Consider the following 17,608-nt stretch of genomic DNA (forward strand, 5'->3'; position numbering starts at 1 on the left):
CTACTTTGCTCTATATAATTCACAGCATTTTTTTGTTAATTCTCTCACTCTACTAATATAGGATGTACGTTCATTCACACCAAGTACACCTCTTGCATCAAGTAGATTAAGTAGATGGCTCGTTTTAATACATTGGTCATAAGCTGCTATCGGCAATTCTTTTTCAACAAGGAACTTACACAGTTTTTCTGTATCCTCAAACTGCTGTTGTACTACTTTAGTATCATAATAATCAAGTGCCAGGTAAGAAAACTCTCGCTCTCTTTGTTTAAAAATATCTCCATAAGTTGCACCGCTACCATTCCACATTATATCGTAAACATTATCTACACCCTGTATGCACATTGCTAAACGCTCTAACCCATATGCTACTTCACCAGGAATTATTCTGCAGTCAACACCTCCCACTTGCTGTATATAAGTAAGTTGTGTTACTTCCATTCCGTTGCATGTAACCTCCCAACCAAGACCGGATGCACCAACACTTGGGTTTTCCCAATCATCTTCAATAAACTTAATATCATATTCTTTTGTCGATACACCAAGAGCTTTTAAGCTATTTAAGTAAATATCTTGCAAATTGCTGCCAGATGGTTTTATTATAACTTGGTATTGATGATGCTGATATAAACGATTAGGGTTATCGCCATAGCGTCCATCTGCAGGTCTAATTACTGGTTGTAGATACGCAATTTTTGTTGATTTTTCGTCAATCGCTGACATGATTGTTGCGGGATGTAGTGTTCCAGCTCCAACTTCAGACGTATATGGATGAAGTATAGTACACCCTTCATCTACCCAAAAATCCTGTAATCCCTTTATTATATCCTGTAGATTCACGCAAACTGTATATCTTTTAAACTGAATACATAAGCAAATAAGTACTATTCTATACTTATTTTTTTAATAGTGCCATGAAAATAGTCACTCAAGGCTATTGAACTTTCTTTTACATACTCAAATATGCTTTTGTTTAAAACAATCGCATCATGCATAGTCAGATCGCAGAATATAAATGCAGTCAAGTACAATAAAATCACTGCATAAAACACATGAAAAATCCCTTCAAATGTGATTGATATTGCATTGTTATAACTAAGCTGTATCGTACTTATCGGCCATGGTTTTATTACTTCTACAATATTAAAAAATAAATAAGGTATCATAAAGAAAAAGAACAAATGCATAAGATCATTAAACCAAAATGGACATTTAAGTATTGCTTTACATATACTTAGATAGAATTTACTTACAGTACAATAAATTGACATTATTGCCGGCATCGAAAGCGCAACAGTCAGCACCTGTCCTGATGCTATTTGTATCACTATATTCTCATCACTACTGGCTGAAGGATCTTGAATGTGAAAAATGGATATTGCAACTAATTGCAGCACTAACATAACTACTGCTATCCTGGTAAAAGTGGCAGCTACAACTATGCCTGTATTCGGCATTTTATATAGTATAAAATCACCTCCGTATGTAAGCATTAATATAATGTCGGTAATAAATAATATTAGAAAAGAAGACCAGTAATGCTGCCAACCCGGTAAATACCCTACTCCTAAAAAAGAGCTTACTATTTTGGCAGGAAAAACCTTGCCTAGCACCTCACCCAAAAATTGAAAAAAAATTCCCATGTCCTAACTAATACTTGACTTATATTTTTCATAATACTTAATTGTAATGGACTTATCAATACACTTCTTACATAGAAACAAGGCAAATAGTTAAAAACTCTAAGTTTAGCAATAACCGTTGCCCCTTCTATCGTCATCCCAGTGCCCATAGATTGGCTCTTTTTTTCTAGATTCCATTACTGGAATGAGATCTTCAATATTCTTACATCTGATTTTAAACTATGGAATAACACCGTTATACGTACTGGAATATGGGCATCATTCAAGCAGCTGATCTCTATGATGGCATCATCCCAGTACTGGGATCCAGAACAGGTAATAAGAACTGGTCACGATCTGGCCTGAAGCTTTAACTATAAGTATTAAAATTTACCAGGTGAAAAAAAAGGGAAAAGAATCCCCAAGTAGTGGGTTGACCCTATAATAATGTAATTGGCATTGTAATAATGTGCTAACGCCTAAGATAGGCATGTTTTGGCTGAATGTAGACAAAACAAAGAAGACATGCAGCCGCTATAATTTTGTGTAATCCGCCAACTTATACCTGAGTTTTTTACTGAATTTTTGTTGTTAAATCTGCAGAGATCAAAAACAAGGATAAATTCTATTGTTGAGAAGATAAGGAAAGTGGAAAGGTTTGTCAAGTCACTTCGGCCAGCCACCTACTTAGATGTTCCACACTGCTAAGTAGATACCAAATTTTTTGCAACATCAAGTGCAGCATAGGTAAATATTGCACTTGCACCTGCACGTTTAAAACCAATTAAGGACTCATAAATCACTCTGTTATAATCCAGCCAGCCATTATTTGCTGCAGCTTTTATCATTGCGCATTCACCGCTTACTTGGTAAGCAAAAATGGGAAAATTAAACTTTTCACTTGCTGTTTTTATTACATCTAAGTATGGCATACCTGGCTTTATCATAACAAAATCTGCACCTTCATCTATATCCATTTCGATTTCGCAGATTGCTTCACGTGCATTTCTATAATCCATTTGATAACCACTTTTGTCGATGAAATTTGATGATGCGCACGAACCTACAACTTGCCTGAACGGCGCATAGAAGCTAGAACAGTACTTTACTGCATAGGACAATATTGACACATTCTGAAAGTTATGATCATCCAATGTTTTTCTTATTTTTCCTATCCTGCCATCCATCATATCAGAAGGAGCAACTATATCGCATCCTGCTTTTGCTAAAACAAGTGCTTGCTTACATAATGCTGACACAGTCTCTTCATTTTCTACAGCTATCCTACTGCTTTTTAAAATGCCATCATGACCGTGAGTAGTGTATGGGTCTAGTGCAATGTCTGCAATAATACCAATATCCAGTACATTTGATTTTATAGCACAAATTGCTTTACAGATTAAATTGTCAGGATTGTACGCTTCCTCTGCGTTTTCAGATTTTAGTTTACTATCAACTACAGGAAAAATTGCAACAGCATTAATCCCCGAGTCCTTAGCTTTCTGAATTATAGAAATCAATCCATCTATTGAATAACATTTGATATCAGGTAAGCCAGAAATCGGCTCAATTGTTTCTTCCCCTTCACGAACAAATAAGGGGAAAATCAAATCATTTACTGATAACGTGCTTTCACTTATTAAATTGCGAATCCACTTACCTGAGCGCCTACGCCTTAACCTTGTACTTGGGAAACTAAACATTGTATCCAGGAAAATTCCCAGTAAAAAGCAACACTCCTGAAATGAGTATTACCCAAAGTAACGATATTGGCAAAAATACTTTCCAACCAAGACGCATTAATTGATCATAACGATAACGAGGTATTGTAGCTCTAATCCAAACGAATATCAACAAAAGTACAACTATCTTCAAAATAAACCAGATTAAACTAGGAATTTTATACAGCAAACTAAGCTCTAATGGAGGATACCACCCTCCTAGAAAGAATATTGTCATCATAGCGCTTGCTAAAATCATATTTGCATATTCTCCCAAGAAAAAGAGAGCAAAAGGTGTTGATGAATACTCGACGTTATACCCAGAGACGAGCTCTGCTTCAGCTTCTGGTAAGTCAAATGGGTGACGATTAGTTTCGGCAAGCAAAGAAATAAAAAATATCATTCCTATAGGCATTAGTAATAAATCAATCCAAAAGGGCATATTATGTTTCGCTACCACCATCTCTCCAAGATTTAATGTACCAGTTGTAATAACAACTGTAGCAACTATTAGACCTATTGAAACTTCATATGAAATCATTTGAGCAGCTGACCTTATAGCGCCAAGAAATGCATAATTAGAATTACTAGACCAGCCTGCAATAATAACGCCATATATTCCCAAAGAGGATATAGCTAGCACATAAAGCACTCCAACATTAATATTTGCTATTACCTTAGGGATTATTACCTGCTGTCCATCTTCTGTAATTATTTCAGCTCCAAATGGTATAACTGCCCAGGAAATTAATGCTAAAATAAAGGTGAGCATTGGAGCCATAATAAACAGCATGGTGTTCGCTCTAAATGGTATTATCGGCTCTTTAATTATCAACTTGATAGCATCTGCAAATGGCTGTAGTAGACCAAATGGCCCTACTACACTTGGACCATGCCTTAGTTGAATTGCACCAATAACTTTACGCTCAAAGTATACTAAATATGCTACTGAAAGCAAAAATGCAACAAGAAAAAAAAGAATATTAAACATCAAGTACATGCAACCGTAAATCAAAAAAATAGTTCATAATTGTGGCAATAAAAAATACAGCAAGTGCTCTAGACACAACAGACAATGTCCCTATTGAAATCAATAGGACAAAATTTGTCTGTACAGCATTTAGCTTAATAGAATAGTAAAATGATGTGGATATGAATGACACTAGCGACATTATAATTAAGATAATTGTGAGAGGCAAATAATCCCCTCTTCCCTTGCTAACTATAATAAATGTTATTGCCATCCATACACATCCTTCCGTAAATAGTGCAACAATATCATTGATAAAACCAACTAGCTTATAAAGGAACTGTTTTTCTAATGCATTTAGTTCTTTACATAAAAAAACAGAGTTTAATTTTCGTTGAAAATGCACCAGAATTATTAGTAATAATGGTGTTAGAATAAATAAAATATTAAGTGGAGTGTTCATAAAAATCCCTAGTACAATCTGCCATTATTTTTGAAGCGCGACTTATTGGATCTGTCATATAAAAATTACACTTTTTCAGAGTAAAAGAGACATTACTTAATTTTATTTCATCACAGGTAATTGGTACCCATTTGTTTTTCACCACTCGATCAGCATCTCTAAACTGTGGACCAATAGTGTATAATTTCTTCCTCACATCAAATAAATTATCGTATAGTAAGGAAAGGCCCAAATATTGGGATAAATTTTTTATAATCAACCAATCTTCCTTTGCTTCACCAGGAGGAAAAACAGCTAAATTTGTTCTCTGTACTCGCCCTTCAGTATTTACATAAGTTGCATATTTCTCTGTGTAAGCAGCTCCAGGTAGAATAACATCTGCTATGTGTGCTCCACTATCACCATGATGGCCTTGATAAATTACAAATGTACTTTCTAACTTTGATATATCAATTTCATCTGCACCAAGAAGATAAACTACTTCTATCGCACCACTTTCTGCCTGTTTTAGTATCTGATTAATGTCTTTTCCACCTTCGCTAGGAACAAATCCGATATCGAGTCCACCAACCCTTGCTGCAGCCTTATGCAGTACATTAAAGCCATTCCAGTCATCTCTGATCATGTTAAATTTTTCTGCAATTTTGCCAGCTATAGCTAAAACTGATTTAGAATCACCTCTTATTAATGCATCTTGACCGATAATTAGCATGGGGTTCTGAGCCGCACTCAGTAACTCGCAGAGTTTGTGATTTCCCTCTTCTATTTCTTTTAGAACGTTTGGACCATCACCTAATCTTTCAACATTATATAGATATTCAAGATTAGGACCAATATTTGCAATAGTGAAATTGCCTTGTAAATATCTCTTTCTCAATCTTGCGTTGATTATTGGCGCTTCTATTCTTGGATTTGTATTTATAAGCAGACATAAATCTGCATTTTCTATACCCTCAATAGTGGTGTTGAATACATATGACCCACGATTATTTGGTATAAGCTTTGCTCCATCTTGCCTACAATCTATATTCCAGGAGCCGAGCTTCCGCATCACTTCTTTGAGTAGAAGCATAGACTCACAATCTGCTAAATCACCTGCAATTGCAGCTATTTTATTTGATTTTGTATTCTTTAATTTCTTTGCAGCAACAGTTAGTGCTTCATTCCAATCAACTGGGGCTAATTTACCATCTTTTTTTACATAAGGTTGATCAAGACGCTGAACTTTTAGTCCATCATAGGCAAAACGCGTTTTATCTGATATCCATTCTTCATTTACCTCTTCGCTCAGCCTTGGTAATATTCGCATAACCTCCAGGCCACGATAATCAACTCTAATGCTACTTCCCACAGCATCTAGCACATCTATAGTCTCACAATGTGATAGCTCCCAAGGACGCGCTGTAAAGGAGTAAGGCTTTGAAGTTAAAGCGCCTACCGGGCAGAGATCTATGATATTTCCAGATAATTCAGAACTAATATGCCTTTTTATGTAAGTGCTAATCTCTACATTTTCTCCCCTTCCGATTCCTCCAAGTTCATTTGTACCTGCAACATCAGACAAAAATCTAACACACCGAGTGCAATGAATGCATCGATTCATCTCAGTTTCAATCAGTGGTCCGAAGTGTTTTTTTGGCACAGCCCTCTTATGCCCATCAAGTCTGCTGGTTCCTTTCCCATAAGCCATCGTGATATCTTGCAAATCACATTCACCACCTTGATCGCAAATTGGGCAATCAAGCGGGTGGTTAATTAGCAAAAACTCAAGCACACCTTCACGTGCTTTTTTAACCTCAGGGGTATCAGTGTGAATAACCATCCCTTCTGCAACTGGCATTGCACAAGAAGCTACTGGTTTTGGAGGTCCACCCTCCACTTCAACCAAACACATTCTACAGTTACCAGCAATTGCTAAACGCTCATGATAACAGAAACGTGGAATTTCAACGCCCACAACTTCACAAGCTTGAATTATAGTGAGCCCACGCTCTACTTCACATTCCTTAGAATTAATAGTAACTTTAACCATAACTATTATAGATCTTCCCACTTTATAGGATTGCAGCTTATCTCATCTTCAACCAGATTGCCGTTGTCATATTGAGCAGACATATAATTCATGCGCGAGTCACGATCTATATATCTAACAGGCTTTACTGGTTTATCTCTATACATTTTTTGCTCAGCTTTCTTACGCTGAGTAGGGTTATTTTTACTAGCTGTTTTCGCTTTCCCGCCTGCTGCCATACAAATTCCTAAAAACCTCTTATTTTATTTTAACATTTAGGTATATACTGTCAATGCTAAATAGCTTTAAAGTTTTAATATTCCATTATTGCAATCATCATTTGAACAAAATACTTTCTCTTGATGCTGCTCAAGTGTGTAACTTTAGAATCCCCCAAAAAGAAAATGTAAGTTACTTTGATGATATCATTTTCTACGTCTTATAAACAGACATTCATGTAACCGTAAATTAAGTTATAAACTCAATACAAAGATCCTTAATAATCGATCTCATAGTACTTCTCAACCAACTTGTTTAGTAACCTTACACCGAAACCTACTGCCCCTCTTGAAGAAATATCAGTACCTTTTTCGTGCCAAGCAGTGCCTGCAATGTCTAAATGTGCCCAACAAGTGTCGTTTACAAAACGCTGTAGAAACTGTGCAGCCATTATACTATCTCCACCAGAACCTGCAGGAGCTATATTTTGCATATCAGCAATCGGCGAATCAATAATTTTGTTATAAGTTTCATTCATAGGAAAGCGCCATAATTTTTCATTTACTTCATTTCCTGCATCAATCAGATGATTCGCTAATTCAGCGTCATTTGAAAAAAGACCAGCATATTCATTATTTCCCAGTGCAACCACTATAGCACCAGTTAAAGTTGCAAGGTCGATCATAAATTTCGGTGCAAATCTATCTTGTGTATACCATAAAGCATCCGCAAGTATTAGTCTTCCCTCTGCATCGGTATTTAATATTTCTATTGTTTGTCCAGACATTGAAGTGACTACATCGCTCGGTCTTTGAGCATTACCATCCACTGCATTTTCTGCAAGTGCAACCACACCAATTGCATTTACTTTTGCTTTCCGCCCAGCTAGAGTACGCATCACTCCAACTACAGTAGCAGAACCTGCCATGTCATATTTCATTGACTCCATACCGCGTGAGGGTTTGAGTGACACTCCACCAGTGTCAAACGTTATACCCTTGCCTATAAAAGCTATTGGTTTTTGTTCTTGGGAAGCCCCATTCCATTTTATCACCACTAACTTTGGCTCTTTACTACTTCCTTGTGCTACTCCAAGCAGGGCTCCCATTTTTTTCTCTTCCATTTGCTTTTTATCAAGCACTTCAACCTCAAGACCAAATTTAGTAAGTTCAGCTTTTATACGATTAGCGTAAGACTCTGGATATAAAATATTAGGTGGCTCAGTAGTAAAAGCACGTGCAAGAAAGATGCCTTCACCTTCGTGTTTTAAACGCTCAAACGATTTTTCAACGCTACTTAACTGTTCATCTTTTACTAATAATGTAATTTCCTCTACTTCCGTAACTTTTTCATCCTTTTTAGTTTTGTACTTATCAAACTTAAAATTGCGCAGAAATGCTCCATATGCAACATTTGCTGTACTGCCCTCGATTGAAATAGCTGCTCGCTTGATTCTTAATCTGCTTAGCTCACAATATATTTTACCACCAATATTTAATCCTTTGCTTTCATCCCATTCATCTCTCATCCCAAGACCAGCAACTATAATATTTTTTCCCTCTGATGAAGTAACGGAGAAAAATTCACCAAAACCTCCATTAAAACCACTAAATTTCTTGATATTATCTATAGCTTGCTTATCTTGTAGAACATTAGTTATGAACTTATCACCCTCAAACAAACCTACCACTAGCGTCTCAAAATCGGGTAAAGCTTTAGAAATTGTTATCTTCATCGTTTACACCTCCGTTGCAAATAATTGTAAGCTGCACATAAAACATAGTAAAAAACATTAGTAAGATATTTTTCATATACACTTTAAGTATAACAGCGCTTAAGGCTACTATGAACTCCCCTGATATGCAAGGGCTTTATCTTTTATCAGAAAATTTGTTATACCCACCTAGGGTTATATTAAATGTGTAGGTCTTGATGGCCTGATTGTTATCAGTAAATGGTGCTATCAGAAGGCTTGCAAGTCCACTCTCAATAAGATTACCAAAAAGAAGATCATCACAGTTATCGCAATTATGATCAGCAAAAAACATTTGTGTTGTGAATTCTGGAAAATCTGGATGTTGGACCAAAAAGTTGATGTGTGGAGCCCTATCACCAATTTTACCTGGTACTATTGTAATAAAACTATAATAGCCAAGGTTATTTACTACAAATCTTCCTGATCCAGAAAAATTTGGATCAAGCTCCACATTTTCATCATAATAGCTCATGCCAAGTGAGTCTGCGTGCCATATAGAAACCACAGCATTTTGTATCGGTAAGCAATTTACATCAGTAACTCTACCCACTACATTTATTAATTCTCCTGCTGCATTATTCGGAGAGCCAGGTTTTCTTCTTAAATTATTTGAAGAGTTAAAGCTTTTTGGCCTTGTTTCAAGATCATAAATCCCTGGAGTTTCAATACAATTGAGCAAAATAGGATCAGCTGCAGATAATGACAAATCGAATATAAATTGTACTAAAAACGCTAATAAGATATTTTTTACATTCATTTTGTTTATAGTGCCTTTATCAGAATTATAGCAACCTTTTTCTTTTATTAAAGACAAGACTTCCTTTGAAGCCTCCTTAGAATCACAACCATCCTTTCAGTGTATGAGTTTTAGGTTTTAGTACTGCATACACAACTGCACGTACTTCCAATTTAGAAATTGCAAATCAATCCAAACACGCAAGTGTAATGTTACCTCCACATGCTGTAGTGTTGACACTTACAACCTTTTCTATAGAAAAACGTTGCAGATAATTGGGACCACCAGCTTTTGGTCCGGTACCTGACAGTCCTCTACCGCCAAATGGTTGTGTTCCAACTGCTGCACCTATTTGATTGCGATTGATGTATACATTTCCAACTGATATTTTCTTACTTATTAAATCGATCTGACTTTGTATACGGCTTTGCAAAGAAAACGTAAGTCCATATCCTGTATTGTTTATATCACTTATAACTTCATTTAACTGCAACTTATTAAAACGTATGATATGTAAAATAGGCCCAAACACTTCTTGCTTTAATTGCGAAATTTTTTGTATCTCATAAATATACGGAGGAAAAAAATAACCATTATAAGAATTTGTATCCATGGGTACCTTGGACAAAAGGTTTGAATCTTCATCCCTTGATATTTTTTCCGTATGTTTAGTGAGCATATCAATAGATGCTTTGTCAATTATTGGACCAATATCTGTGCTAAGTTGTATTGGGTCACCTATCTTTAGTTCTTGAGCTGCATTGCATATCATTTTTATCTGTTTTTCTGCTATATCTTCTTGAATAAATAGCACTCTGAGAGCAGAACAACGTTGACCGCCACTGCGAAATGCAGAGATTAAAACATCCTTAGTTACCTGCTCTAAAAGAGCAGAACTATCAACAATCATAGCATTTAATCCATCAGTCTCAGCGATAAGTGGCACAATAGGACCATTTCTACTAGCAAGCATTCGATTAATTACTTGAGCAGTTTGTGTTGAACCAGTAAAAGCTACACCGGAAATTCTATTATCTGGTACTAATATTTTACCTAAATACCAACCATCCCCTGGAATAAGGTGTAGCACATTTTTTGGTACTCCAGCTTCGTGTAGTATCTTAACAGCTTCATAGGCAATAATCGGCGTTTGCTCTGCCGGTTTTGCCAGCACTGCATTACCTGCTGCAAGTGCAGCTGAAACCTGTCCAATGAAGATAGCGAGTGGAAAATTCCACGGTGATATGCATAAGAAAACTCCTCTACCTTCAAAAAAGATGAAGTTATCTTCACCTGTTGGACCTGGTAATTTTTTCCAGTCATTCAGTTCATTTTTTGCTATCATTGCATAATAGCGCAAAAAGTCGATTGCCTCTCTTACTTCTGCTATTGCATCGGATAAAATTTTTCCTGCTTCTACAATCAGAATATAAATTAACTCTTTCATCCTTTCCTCAAGCAAATCTGCAGCTTTTTGAAGGCATTCAGCGCGCTCTTCTGCTGAAACATCCTGCCACTTAGTAAAAGCACTATGTGCTATTTCAAGAGCATTTAAAGCCTGAGCACTTGTTGCACTTGACACTTCTCCAATTACATTTTCCAAATGTGCAGGATTCACTACTTCGGTAAATTTCGCACTGTCAAGAAACGATTCTCCATCAATTATTGGGCCAACTTGCCATTTTTTTTCACTAAATTCCCTTACATCATTTGCAAATTGTGAAACCGCAATTGAATCGCTAATATCCATTCCCAAGGAGTTTTTTCTTTCCTCTCCAAAAATATCTCGTGGCAACGGAATGCTTGGATGAGGCTCATACTCTAAGCTTTTTACTTTTTCTAATGGATCTGAGACTAATTCTTCAATTTTTACGTCAGAATCATTTGCTTGATTGACAAATGAGCTATTAGCTCCATTTTCAAGAAGGCGCTTAATAAGGTATGGCAATAAATCACTATGTTTACCAACTGGTACATATATACGACAATTGATGCTTGTTGCAAGTTCTGAAATTGCATAATCATACAAACTTTTACCCATTCCATGTAAGCGCTGAAACTCAAACCCAGGATGATTTTTATCGGCAAGCTCTATTATAGTAGCAAAAGTATAAGCATTATGAGTTCCAAAACATGGATAAAAGTGATTCTCTTTGCTCAAAAGTTTCTGTGCACAGGCAAGATAGCATACATCTGTGTAGCTTTTTCTAGTAAACACCGGATAACCAATTAACCCTAATTCTTGTGTGCGCTTGATTTCTGAGTCCCAATATGCTCCTTTTACAAGCCTCACCATAATTTTATGCTTTGATCGGATGGCAACATCTTCAACAAAATCAAGAACAGATAAAGCACGTTTTTGATACGCTTGCACAGCCAAGCCAAGCCCCTCCCACTTAGAAAGTGAATCATCAAGACGCAATTGCTCAAATAAAACTAATGACATCTCAAGTCTTTCTGATTCTTCTGCATCTATACAAAGTGAAATGTTATATTTCTTCGCTTCATGACACAGTTCCAGCAACTTAGCTCTCAGCTCTTCAGCTATATTACCAAATTGGCTAAATTCATAACGTGAGTGCAGTGAAGACAATTTGATTGAAACCCCTTGAGATTTAAAGCAATCATTTATGTCAGCAGATTCACCTATGGCTTTTATTGCATGCATGTATAAATTAAAATACTCTTCCGCATCCTCAACTGTGCAAGCAGATTCACCAAGCATATCAAAAGAGCATAAATACTTACTGTAGTCATCTGACTTAACACTTTCCAATGCTTTTTCTATAGTTTCTCCAACAATAAAATGCTTGCCAAGAATGGATATTGCTTGTTTCACCGCTTTGCGTATTATTGGCTCTCCTAAATTTTTCAATAACCTGGAAATTATGTGATAGAATTTTGAATCCTCTTCATTATTTCTCAATATACTGCTTCCTACAATTAAACTCCATGTAGAAGCATGAACAAACAAAGAAGAGGAACGCCCCAGGTGTTTACCCCATTCTTGGTTGGCAATTTTATCTTTGATCAGCTCATCTATTGTGTAATCGTCTGGTATTCTAAGCAATGATTCAGCAAGACACATTAGCGCTACTCCTTCGTCGTTAGAAAGTGAGTACTGTTGTATAAAAGAATCTATAATGCCTAATTTACCACCTCTAATCTTTTCGACAATTTGTTTTGCAATATTGTAAATTATGTTTTTTGAATCAGCAGAAAGTTCTGATTTTTCTACAAGATAGCGTACGTGACTTTTTTCATCAGCACGATAAAATGCCTGCAATCGTTTTCGTAATGCGTTAGGCTCTTGTATAGAACTGATCATAATTATCTATAAAACACCCTTTACCATATATAAGGTGAGATTATATCATAACTTTACATCGAATAAATTATTATTTAAACAAAGAGCCAGAATCGATTCAAAAAACCTAGTTGATAACTGTGATAGCTCAAAAGGACTGCGCAAGTATATAGCTCAACACCCCACCACTCATCCAGTACTTAACCTCAGTTGCAGTTTGTACACAGCACTTGAGTTGAATGGATTGCTCTGAATCATCCTTTCTTTTAATGATACATTCTAGATTTCCACTTGGTACTACTTCACCTTTTATGCTCACCATCTCACTACCATCAAATATCTTTCTTGTTACTCCATCCTGAAATGCAAGTGGAAGAACACCCATACCGACCAAATTGGACCTATGTATGCGTTCAAAACTTTCTGCAATTAGAGCTTTAATTCCCAGCAATGCAGTACCCTTTGCTGCCCAATCCCTACTTGAACCCGTACCATATTCTTTTCCTGCAATGACAACTAATGGAACAGCTTCTCTTTTATATTGCATTGCTGCATCAAAAATTGACATAGTTTCTTGAGAAGGAATATGTTTTGTATATCCACCCTCAGCACTCACCATTTCATTTCTTATTCTGATATTAGCAAAGGTTCCACGCATCATTACGTTGTGGTTACCGCGGCGAGATCCATATGAATTGAAATCTTGCGGTTTAACTCCAAGACCTTTTAAATATATGCCTGCAGGACTATTTGAGGAAATATTTCCAGCAGGGGAAATATGGTCGGTAGTGAGGCTATCGCCAAATATCGCTAGTATTTGCGCATTCTTTATATCAACTATGTTGCTTTTATTGTTCTTAATAGATAAATTATCAAAATAGGGAGGGTTTTGTATATAAGTGCTTTTCGCGTCCCAATCATAGATTTCGCTTTTCTCACACTTTATCTTTTGCCAATGCTCATCACCAGAAAAAACATCCTTATACTTTTGTATGAACATTTCACGCGTCACAACACTTTTAGCACAGCTCTCAACTTCACTATTTGTTGGCCATATATCTTTGAGATAAACATCACTTCCATTCCTATCTTTGCATATAGGATCTTTTGTCAGGTCAATTTTTACAGCACCTGCAAGTGCATACACAACAACAAGTGGCGGAGATGCCAAGTAATTAGCTTTGACTAAAGGATGGATTCTTCCTTCAAAGTTACGATTACCGGATAAAACTGCTGCAACAGTCAAGTTTTTATCCTTAATATAACTTTCTATATCTTCATTAAGCGGGCCGGAGTTTCCAATACAAGTTGTACAGCCATACCCAACCAAATTAAAACCCAAAGCATTGAGATCTTCCTTTAACCCTGACTTTTCTAAATATTCTGTTACAACTTGTGACCCTGGAGCAAGAGAAGTTTTAACCCAAGGCTTTGATTTTAATCCAAGGTTGACTGCATTACGCGCTACAAGTCCAGCAGCAATCATTACACTTGGGTTTGAAGTATTAGTGCAGCTTGTTATTGCTGCAATAACTACACTTCCATCTTGGAGTTTATCGCTTTCCTCTGACTCATTCACTGGAAATGATTTAGAAAAAGATTCTGCCACTTGCGAAAGAAAAACCTTATCTTGCGGTCTTTTTGGACCGGCCATTACTGGCTCTACGCTCGATAAATCAAGCTCCAGTGTGTCAAAAAACGCCAATTCGTCATTACCACGCCACAGCCCTTGCTCTTTCGCATAGACTTCAACCAATTTAACCAACTCTTTTGGCCTTCCGGTTAAGTTTAAATAATCTAGTGTCTTCTGATCAATTGGAAAGAATCCACAAGTTGCACCATACTCTGGAGCCATATTAGCTATGGTTGCTCTATCTGCCAAAGATAAACAATCTAAGCCATCACCATAAAATTCCACAAATCTGCCAACAACGCCTTTTGTTCTCAGGATATTAGTAATCGTTAGCACTAGATCAGTTGCTGTTACTCCCTCTAAAAGTCTTCCTATTAATTTAAATCCTACTACTTCTGGAATTACCATACTAATTGGTTGACCAAGCATCACAGACTCAGCTTCTATTCCACCAACACCCCAACCAAGAACCGACAAACCATTTACCATAGTAGTGTGACTATCTGTACCGACCAAGGTATCTGGATATAGAACTCCGCTATCGTTACATACAACTTGCGCTAAATATTCAAGATTCACTTGGTGGCAAATTCCAGTACCTGGTGGCACTACTCTAAAATTTGTGAAGGACGACTCTCCCCATTTTAAGAATTGATATCTCTCCAAATTTCTTTTTACTTCCAGTGCAACGTTTTTACCAAATGCAGAAGTGTTTCCGTAACTATCTACTTGAACAGAGTGATCGATCACAAGATCAACAGTTAGAGATGGATTTATTTTACTTGGGTTACCTCCTTTTTTCTTCACATAATTACGCATTGAAGCTAAGTCAACGACAGCAGGAACTCCTGTGAAATCCTGCATCAAAACCCTTGCTGGCTTGTAGCTAATTTCGTGACTAACGTGTTTCTTAACGCAATTTGCTAATATCTTTATGTCATCTAATTTAACGCTTACTCCATCTTCGTTGCGCAATAAATTTTCAAGCAACACCTTGAGTGAACAAGGCAATTTGGTTAAATTTACTCCTAAGAATTTACCAGCGTTACTTAGGTTAAAGTAGTTATATAACCTTCCATCAATATTTAAAGTCGTCCTTGCATTTAAAGAATTGTTCATCCTGTATTAGTTAAAATTGGAATTACTAGCGCTACTTTTTTGTTGTTGACTTTGCTGCTGATACATAGTTTCAAAATCTATAGGATCTAGCATAAGTGGAGGAAACCCACCACTACTTGTAGTTCTTGCAATTATTTCTCTTGCAAAAGGGAAAAGAAAAGTAGGTCCACCAATAAATAGAGCTTGTCTCACCTCTTCTTCGCTTAGCTCTGTAAAGTTTTCTATTGAGAAAATACCGCAATACTTCACCTCGCAAATGAAAGCTATATCATCTTTTACATCTTCATCTTTTACCGTTGCTTTGACTTCTATATGCAAGGTAATTTCATGAAAAGGCTTTTCTTCACTTATTCCTTTTTTATTTTCTGTTCCTTCTAATTTTGCTGAATTAATATTAACCATTACATTAATATCAGGAGTTCTACTAGAAGGAAGGAATGGCGAATTTGGATTCTCAAACGAAAAATCTTTGACATACTGAACATGAATTTTCATTTTGTGTTGTGACATTTCTTGCGTCTCCTTTAATTAAGTTGAGATATTTAATACTTTCCTATACAATATATCGATTTACAGATGAGTAGTAAACCTAACTATAGGTTAATATGAAAAACATATTTTTATCAGTAATTAATAATATTAAGATACTTTATATGTCAAGGAGTAAGTTACCATGATAGAGCTTGTAATATATGCTTTACTAGCGGCTTTTATTTTTTCACGCTTATATAATTCTTTAGGGAGATCATCCAGTCTCAATCTAAAAAAGCTAGCAGGTGTATTAGATGTAAGTCCAAATAAAGAGGATGTGGTAGAAAATGTCGAAGATTATACTTATAGCAATAACAAAAGTTCAATAGAAGCTACTTATAAACAAATATTACAAAAAAACAGAGAGTTCTCTATTTCCAATTTTATAGAAGGTTCAAGCATAGCCTTTGAACTAATAATAAAATATTATAACCAAGGAAATTTACCTCGATTAAAATCCCTTCTGGATAAAGACTTATATAACAGTTTTGTGGATAAGATTAAACATCGTAAAGAGAAACATGAGTCCATAATTGTTTCTATCGTTTCACGAAAGATCTTAGAAATAAAGCTAGTAAAAAACGTAGTATTTATTGCAGTATACTTCCTTTCAGAGCAAATTAACTTCGTTAAGAATAGTGAAGGAGACATCATATCAGGTAGTACATCTACTATTAACAAAGTTGAGGATGTATGGCAATTCAAAAAAAATATTAATTCATCAGATCCAACCTGGTTGCTTGTTTCCATTAACTACAAGAAGGCAAGTACCGATAAAAACTTAACAGCAAATGACAAGTAAATTAGTTACACCAATGGAAAGCAGGCTACGAGAAATAGTACTTGATACCGAAACAACAGGTCTTGACACTGAGTCTGGCCATCGAATTATTGAGATAGGATGTGTAGAACTAATTAACCGTATTCCAACAGGTAAAACATTTCATCGATATCTTAATCCAAAGAGAGATATACCTTACCACTCATTTAAGATTCATGGTATTAGTGAGGAGTTTTTGGAAGATAAGCCACTATTTTCAGATGTTGCACTTGAATTTCTTGACTTCATATCTAATGACATCTTGGTAATTCATAATGCTGAGTTTGATATTAAGTTCCTTAATATGGAGTTAAACAAATTGAATGCCGGGTTAATTTCCTCAGATAGAGTGCTAGATACATTACCACTTGCAAGAAAAAAGTTTGTAGGATCACCTGCCTCTTTAAATGCATTATGCAAGCGTTTTGATATATCGCTAGAAGGTAGAGAGTTACACGGAGCATTAGTTGATGCTCAATTGCTTGCAAAGGTCTATGTTGAGCTTACAGGAGGATTGCAAACCTTTTTATTTAATAATGAATGTGCTCGGGAAAATAACTTTACGTTTATTCAGCATAAAGTGCGTAATTTAGCCCGCAGAGAACATTCACCAAGTATTAAAGAAATTGATGAGCATAAGAAATTGTTAGATAAAATTAACAACCCACTTTGGAAGGAACATATTGAATCAATCAACTAA

14 protein-coding genes are annotated in these 17,608 nt (G+C 36.0%); 2 read left to right on the forward strand and 12 right to left on the reverse strand.

Going from position 1 to position 17,608, the window contains the following annotated elements; all coding sequences use genetic code 11:
- The 12 genes from wTpre_RS02635 to secB form a co-directional block, all read right to left on the reverse strand.
- Positions 1–840 (reverse strand): glycine--tRNA ligase subunit alpha, encoded by an 840-nt coding sequence (locus wTpre_RS02635; protein ID WP_068651770.1) that lies wholly within the window; start codon positions 838–840, stop codon positions 1–3.
- Positions 841–884: 44 nt separating this feature from the next.
- Positions 885–1,643 carry a phosphatidylglycerophosphatase gene (locus wTpre_RS02640; RefSeq protein WP_068651771.1) on the reverse strand — a complete coding sequence of 253 codons (759 nt, stop codon included), beginning with the start codon at positions 1,641–1,643 and terminating at the stop codon, positions 885–887.
- 683 nt (positions 1,644–2,326) lie between these two features.
- Positions 2,327–3,325, reverse strand: coding sequence for a porphobilinogen synthase (gene hemB, locus wTpre_RS02645; protein WP_068651772.1), 999 nt, complete (start codon positions 3,323–3,325; stop codon positions 2,327–2,329).
- On the reverse strand, positions 3,318–4,343 hold the full coding sequence (gene nuoH / locus wTpre_RS02650; RefSeq protein ID WP_068651773.1) for an NADH-quinone oxidoreductase subunit NuoH: 1,026 nt from the start codon (positions 4,341–4,343) through the stop codon (positions 3,318–3,320). The genes hemB and nuoH overlap by 8 nt, the downstream gene beginning before the upstream one ends.
- Positions 4,327–4,776: a hypothetical protein gene (locus tag wTpre_RS02655; protein ID WP_068651774.1), complete on the reverse strand. Its 450-nt coding sequence runs from the start codon at positions 4,774–4,776 to the stop codon at positions 4,327–4,329. The genes nuoH and wTpre_RS02655 overlap by 17 nt, the downstream gene beginning before the upstream one ends.
- A complete protein-coding gene (nuoG, locus tag wTpre_RS02660) occupies positions 4,760–6,808 on the reverse strand; it encodes an NADH-quinone oxidoreductase subunit NuoG (RefSeq protein ID WP_068652608.1) in 2,049 nt (682 codons plus the stop codon). Before nuoG ends, wTpre_RS02655 begins: the two co-directional genes overlap by 17 nt.
- A 5-nt stretch (positions 6,809–6,813) precedes the next feature.
- The gene (locus tag wTpre_RS02665) at positions 6,814–7,026 is read right to left on the reverse strand and encodes a hypothetical protein (protein ID WP_068651775.1); all 213 of its coding nucleotides are present in this window, start codon (positions 7,024–7,026) and stop codon (positions 6,814–6,816) included.
- A 257-nt stretch (positions 7,027–7,283) separates the two neighbouring features.
- Positions 7,284–8,741: a leucyl aminopeptidase gene (locus tag wTpre_RS02670; RefSeq protein ID WP_068651776.1), complete on the reverse strand. Its 1,458-nt coding sequence runs from the start codon at positions 8,739–8,741 to the stop codon at positions 7,284–7,286.
- A 136-nt stretch (positions 8,742–8,877) separates the two neighbouring features.
- Complete coding sequence (locus wTpre_RS02675) at positions 8,878–9,519, reverse strand: protocatechuate 3,4-dioxygenase (RefSeq protein ID WP_068652610.1); 642 nt, start codon at positions 9,517–9,519, stop codon at positions 8,878–8,880.
- A gap of 166 nt (positions 9,520–9,685) precedes the next feature.
- On the reverse strand, positions 9,686–12,826 hold the full coding sequence (gene putA / locus wTpre_RS02680) for a bifunctional proline dehydrogenase/L-glutamate gamma-semialdehyde dehydrogenase PutA (RefSeq protein ID WP_068651777.1): 3,141 nt from the start codon (positions 12,824–12,826) through the stop codon (positions 9,686–9,688).
- A 127-nt stretch (positions 12,827–12,953) separates the two neighbouring features.
- Complete coding sequence (gene acnA, locus wTpre_RS02685) at positions 12,954–15,557, reverse strand: aconitate hydratase AcnA (RefSeq protein WP_068651779.1); 2,604 nt, start codon at positions 15,555–15,557, stop codon at positions 12,954–12,956.
- A 6-nt stretch (positions 15,558–15,563) separates the two neighbouring features.
- Positions 15,564–16,067 carry a protein-export chaperone SecB gene (secB, locus tag wTpre_RS02690; protein ID WP_068651781.1) on the reverse strand — a complete coding sequence of 168 codons (504 nt, stop codon included), beginning with the start codon at positions 16,065–16,067 and terminating at the stop codon, positions 15,564–15,566.
- A gap of 163 nt (positions 16,068–16,230) precedes the next feature.
- Between secB and wTpre_RS02695 the strand changes: the two genes are divergently transcribed.
- A complete protein-coding gene (locus tag wTpre_RS02695; protein WP_068651783.1) occupies positions 16,231–16,890 on the forward strand; it encodes a Tim44/TimA family putative adaptor protein in 660 nt (219 codons plus the stop codon).
- 13 nt (positions 16,891–16,903) lie between these two features.
- Entirely contained in the window at positions 16,904–17,608 is a 705-nt protein-coding gene (dnaQ, locus tag wTpre_RS02700) for a DNA polymerase III subunit epsilon (RefSeq protein ID WP_068652612.1), read from the forward strand.

Source organism: Wolbachia endosymbiont of Trichogramma pretiosum (genome assembly GCF_001439985.1).
GTDB lineage: Bacteria > Pseudomonadota > Alphaproteobacteria > Rickettsiales > Anaplasmataceae > Wolbachia.

Bases quoted from the DNA above. Each gene is read 5' to 3' on its own strand.
- wTpre_RS02640 (WP_068651771.1), bottom strand. From the start codon at position 1,643: ATGGGAATTTTTTTTCAATTTTTGGGTGAGGTGCTAGGCAAGGTTTTT.
- hemB (WP_068651772.1), bottom strand. From the start codon at position 3,325: ATGTTTAGTTTCCCAAGTACAAGGTTAAGGCGTAGGCGCTCAGGTAAG.
- nuoH (WP_068651773.1), bottom strand. From the start codon at position 4,343: ATGTACTTGATGTTTAATATTCTTTTTTTTCTTGTTGCATTTTTGCTT.
- wTpre_RS02655 (WP_068651774.1), bottom strand. From the start codon at position 4,776: ATGAACACTCCACTTAATATTTTATTTATTCTAACACCATTATTACTA.
- nuoG (WP_068652608.1), bottom strand. From the start codon at position 6,808: ATGGTTAAAGTTACTATTAATTCTAAGGAATGTGAAGTAGAGCGTGGG.
- wTpre_RS02665 (WP_068651775.1), bottom strand. From the start codon at position 7,026: ATGGCAGCAGGCGGGAAAGCGAAAACAGCTAGTAAAAATAACCCTACT.
- wTpre_RS02670 (WP_068651776.1), bottom strand. From the start codon at position 8,741: ATGAAGATAACAATTTCTAAAGCTTTACCCGATTTTGAGACGCTAGTG.
- wTpre_RS02675 (WP_068652610.1), bottom strand. From the start codon at position 9,519: ATGAATGTAAAAAATATCTTATTAGCGTTTTTAGTACAATTTATATTC.
- putA (WP_068651777.1), bottom strand. From the start codon at position 12,826: ATGATCAGTTCTATACAAGAGCCTAACGCATTACGAAAACGATTGCAG.
- acnA (WP_068651779.1), bottom strand. From the start codon at position 15,557: ATGAACAATTCTTTAAATGCAAGGACGACTTTAAATATTGATGGAAGG.
- secB (WP_068651781.1), bottom strand. From the start codon at position 16,067: ATGTCACAACACAAAATGAAAATTCATGTTCAGTATGTCAAAGATTTT.
- wTpre_RS02695 (WP_068651783.1), top strand. From the start codon at position 16,231: ATGATAGAGCTTGTAATATATGCTTTACTAGCGGCTTTTATTTTTTCA.
- dnaQ (WP_068652612.1), top strand. From the start codon at position 16,904: ATGGAAAGCAGGCTACGAGAAATAGTACTTGATACCGAAACAACAGGT.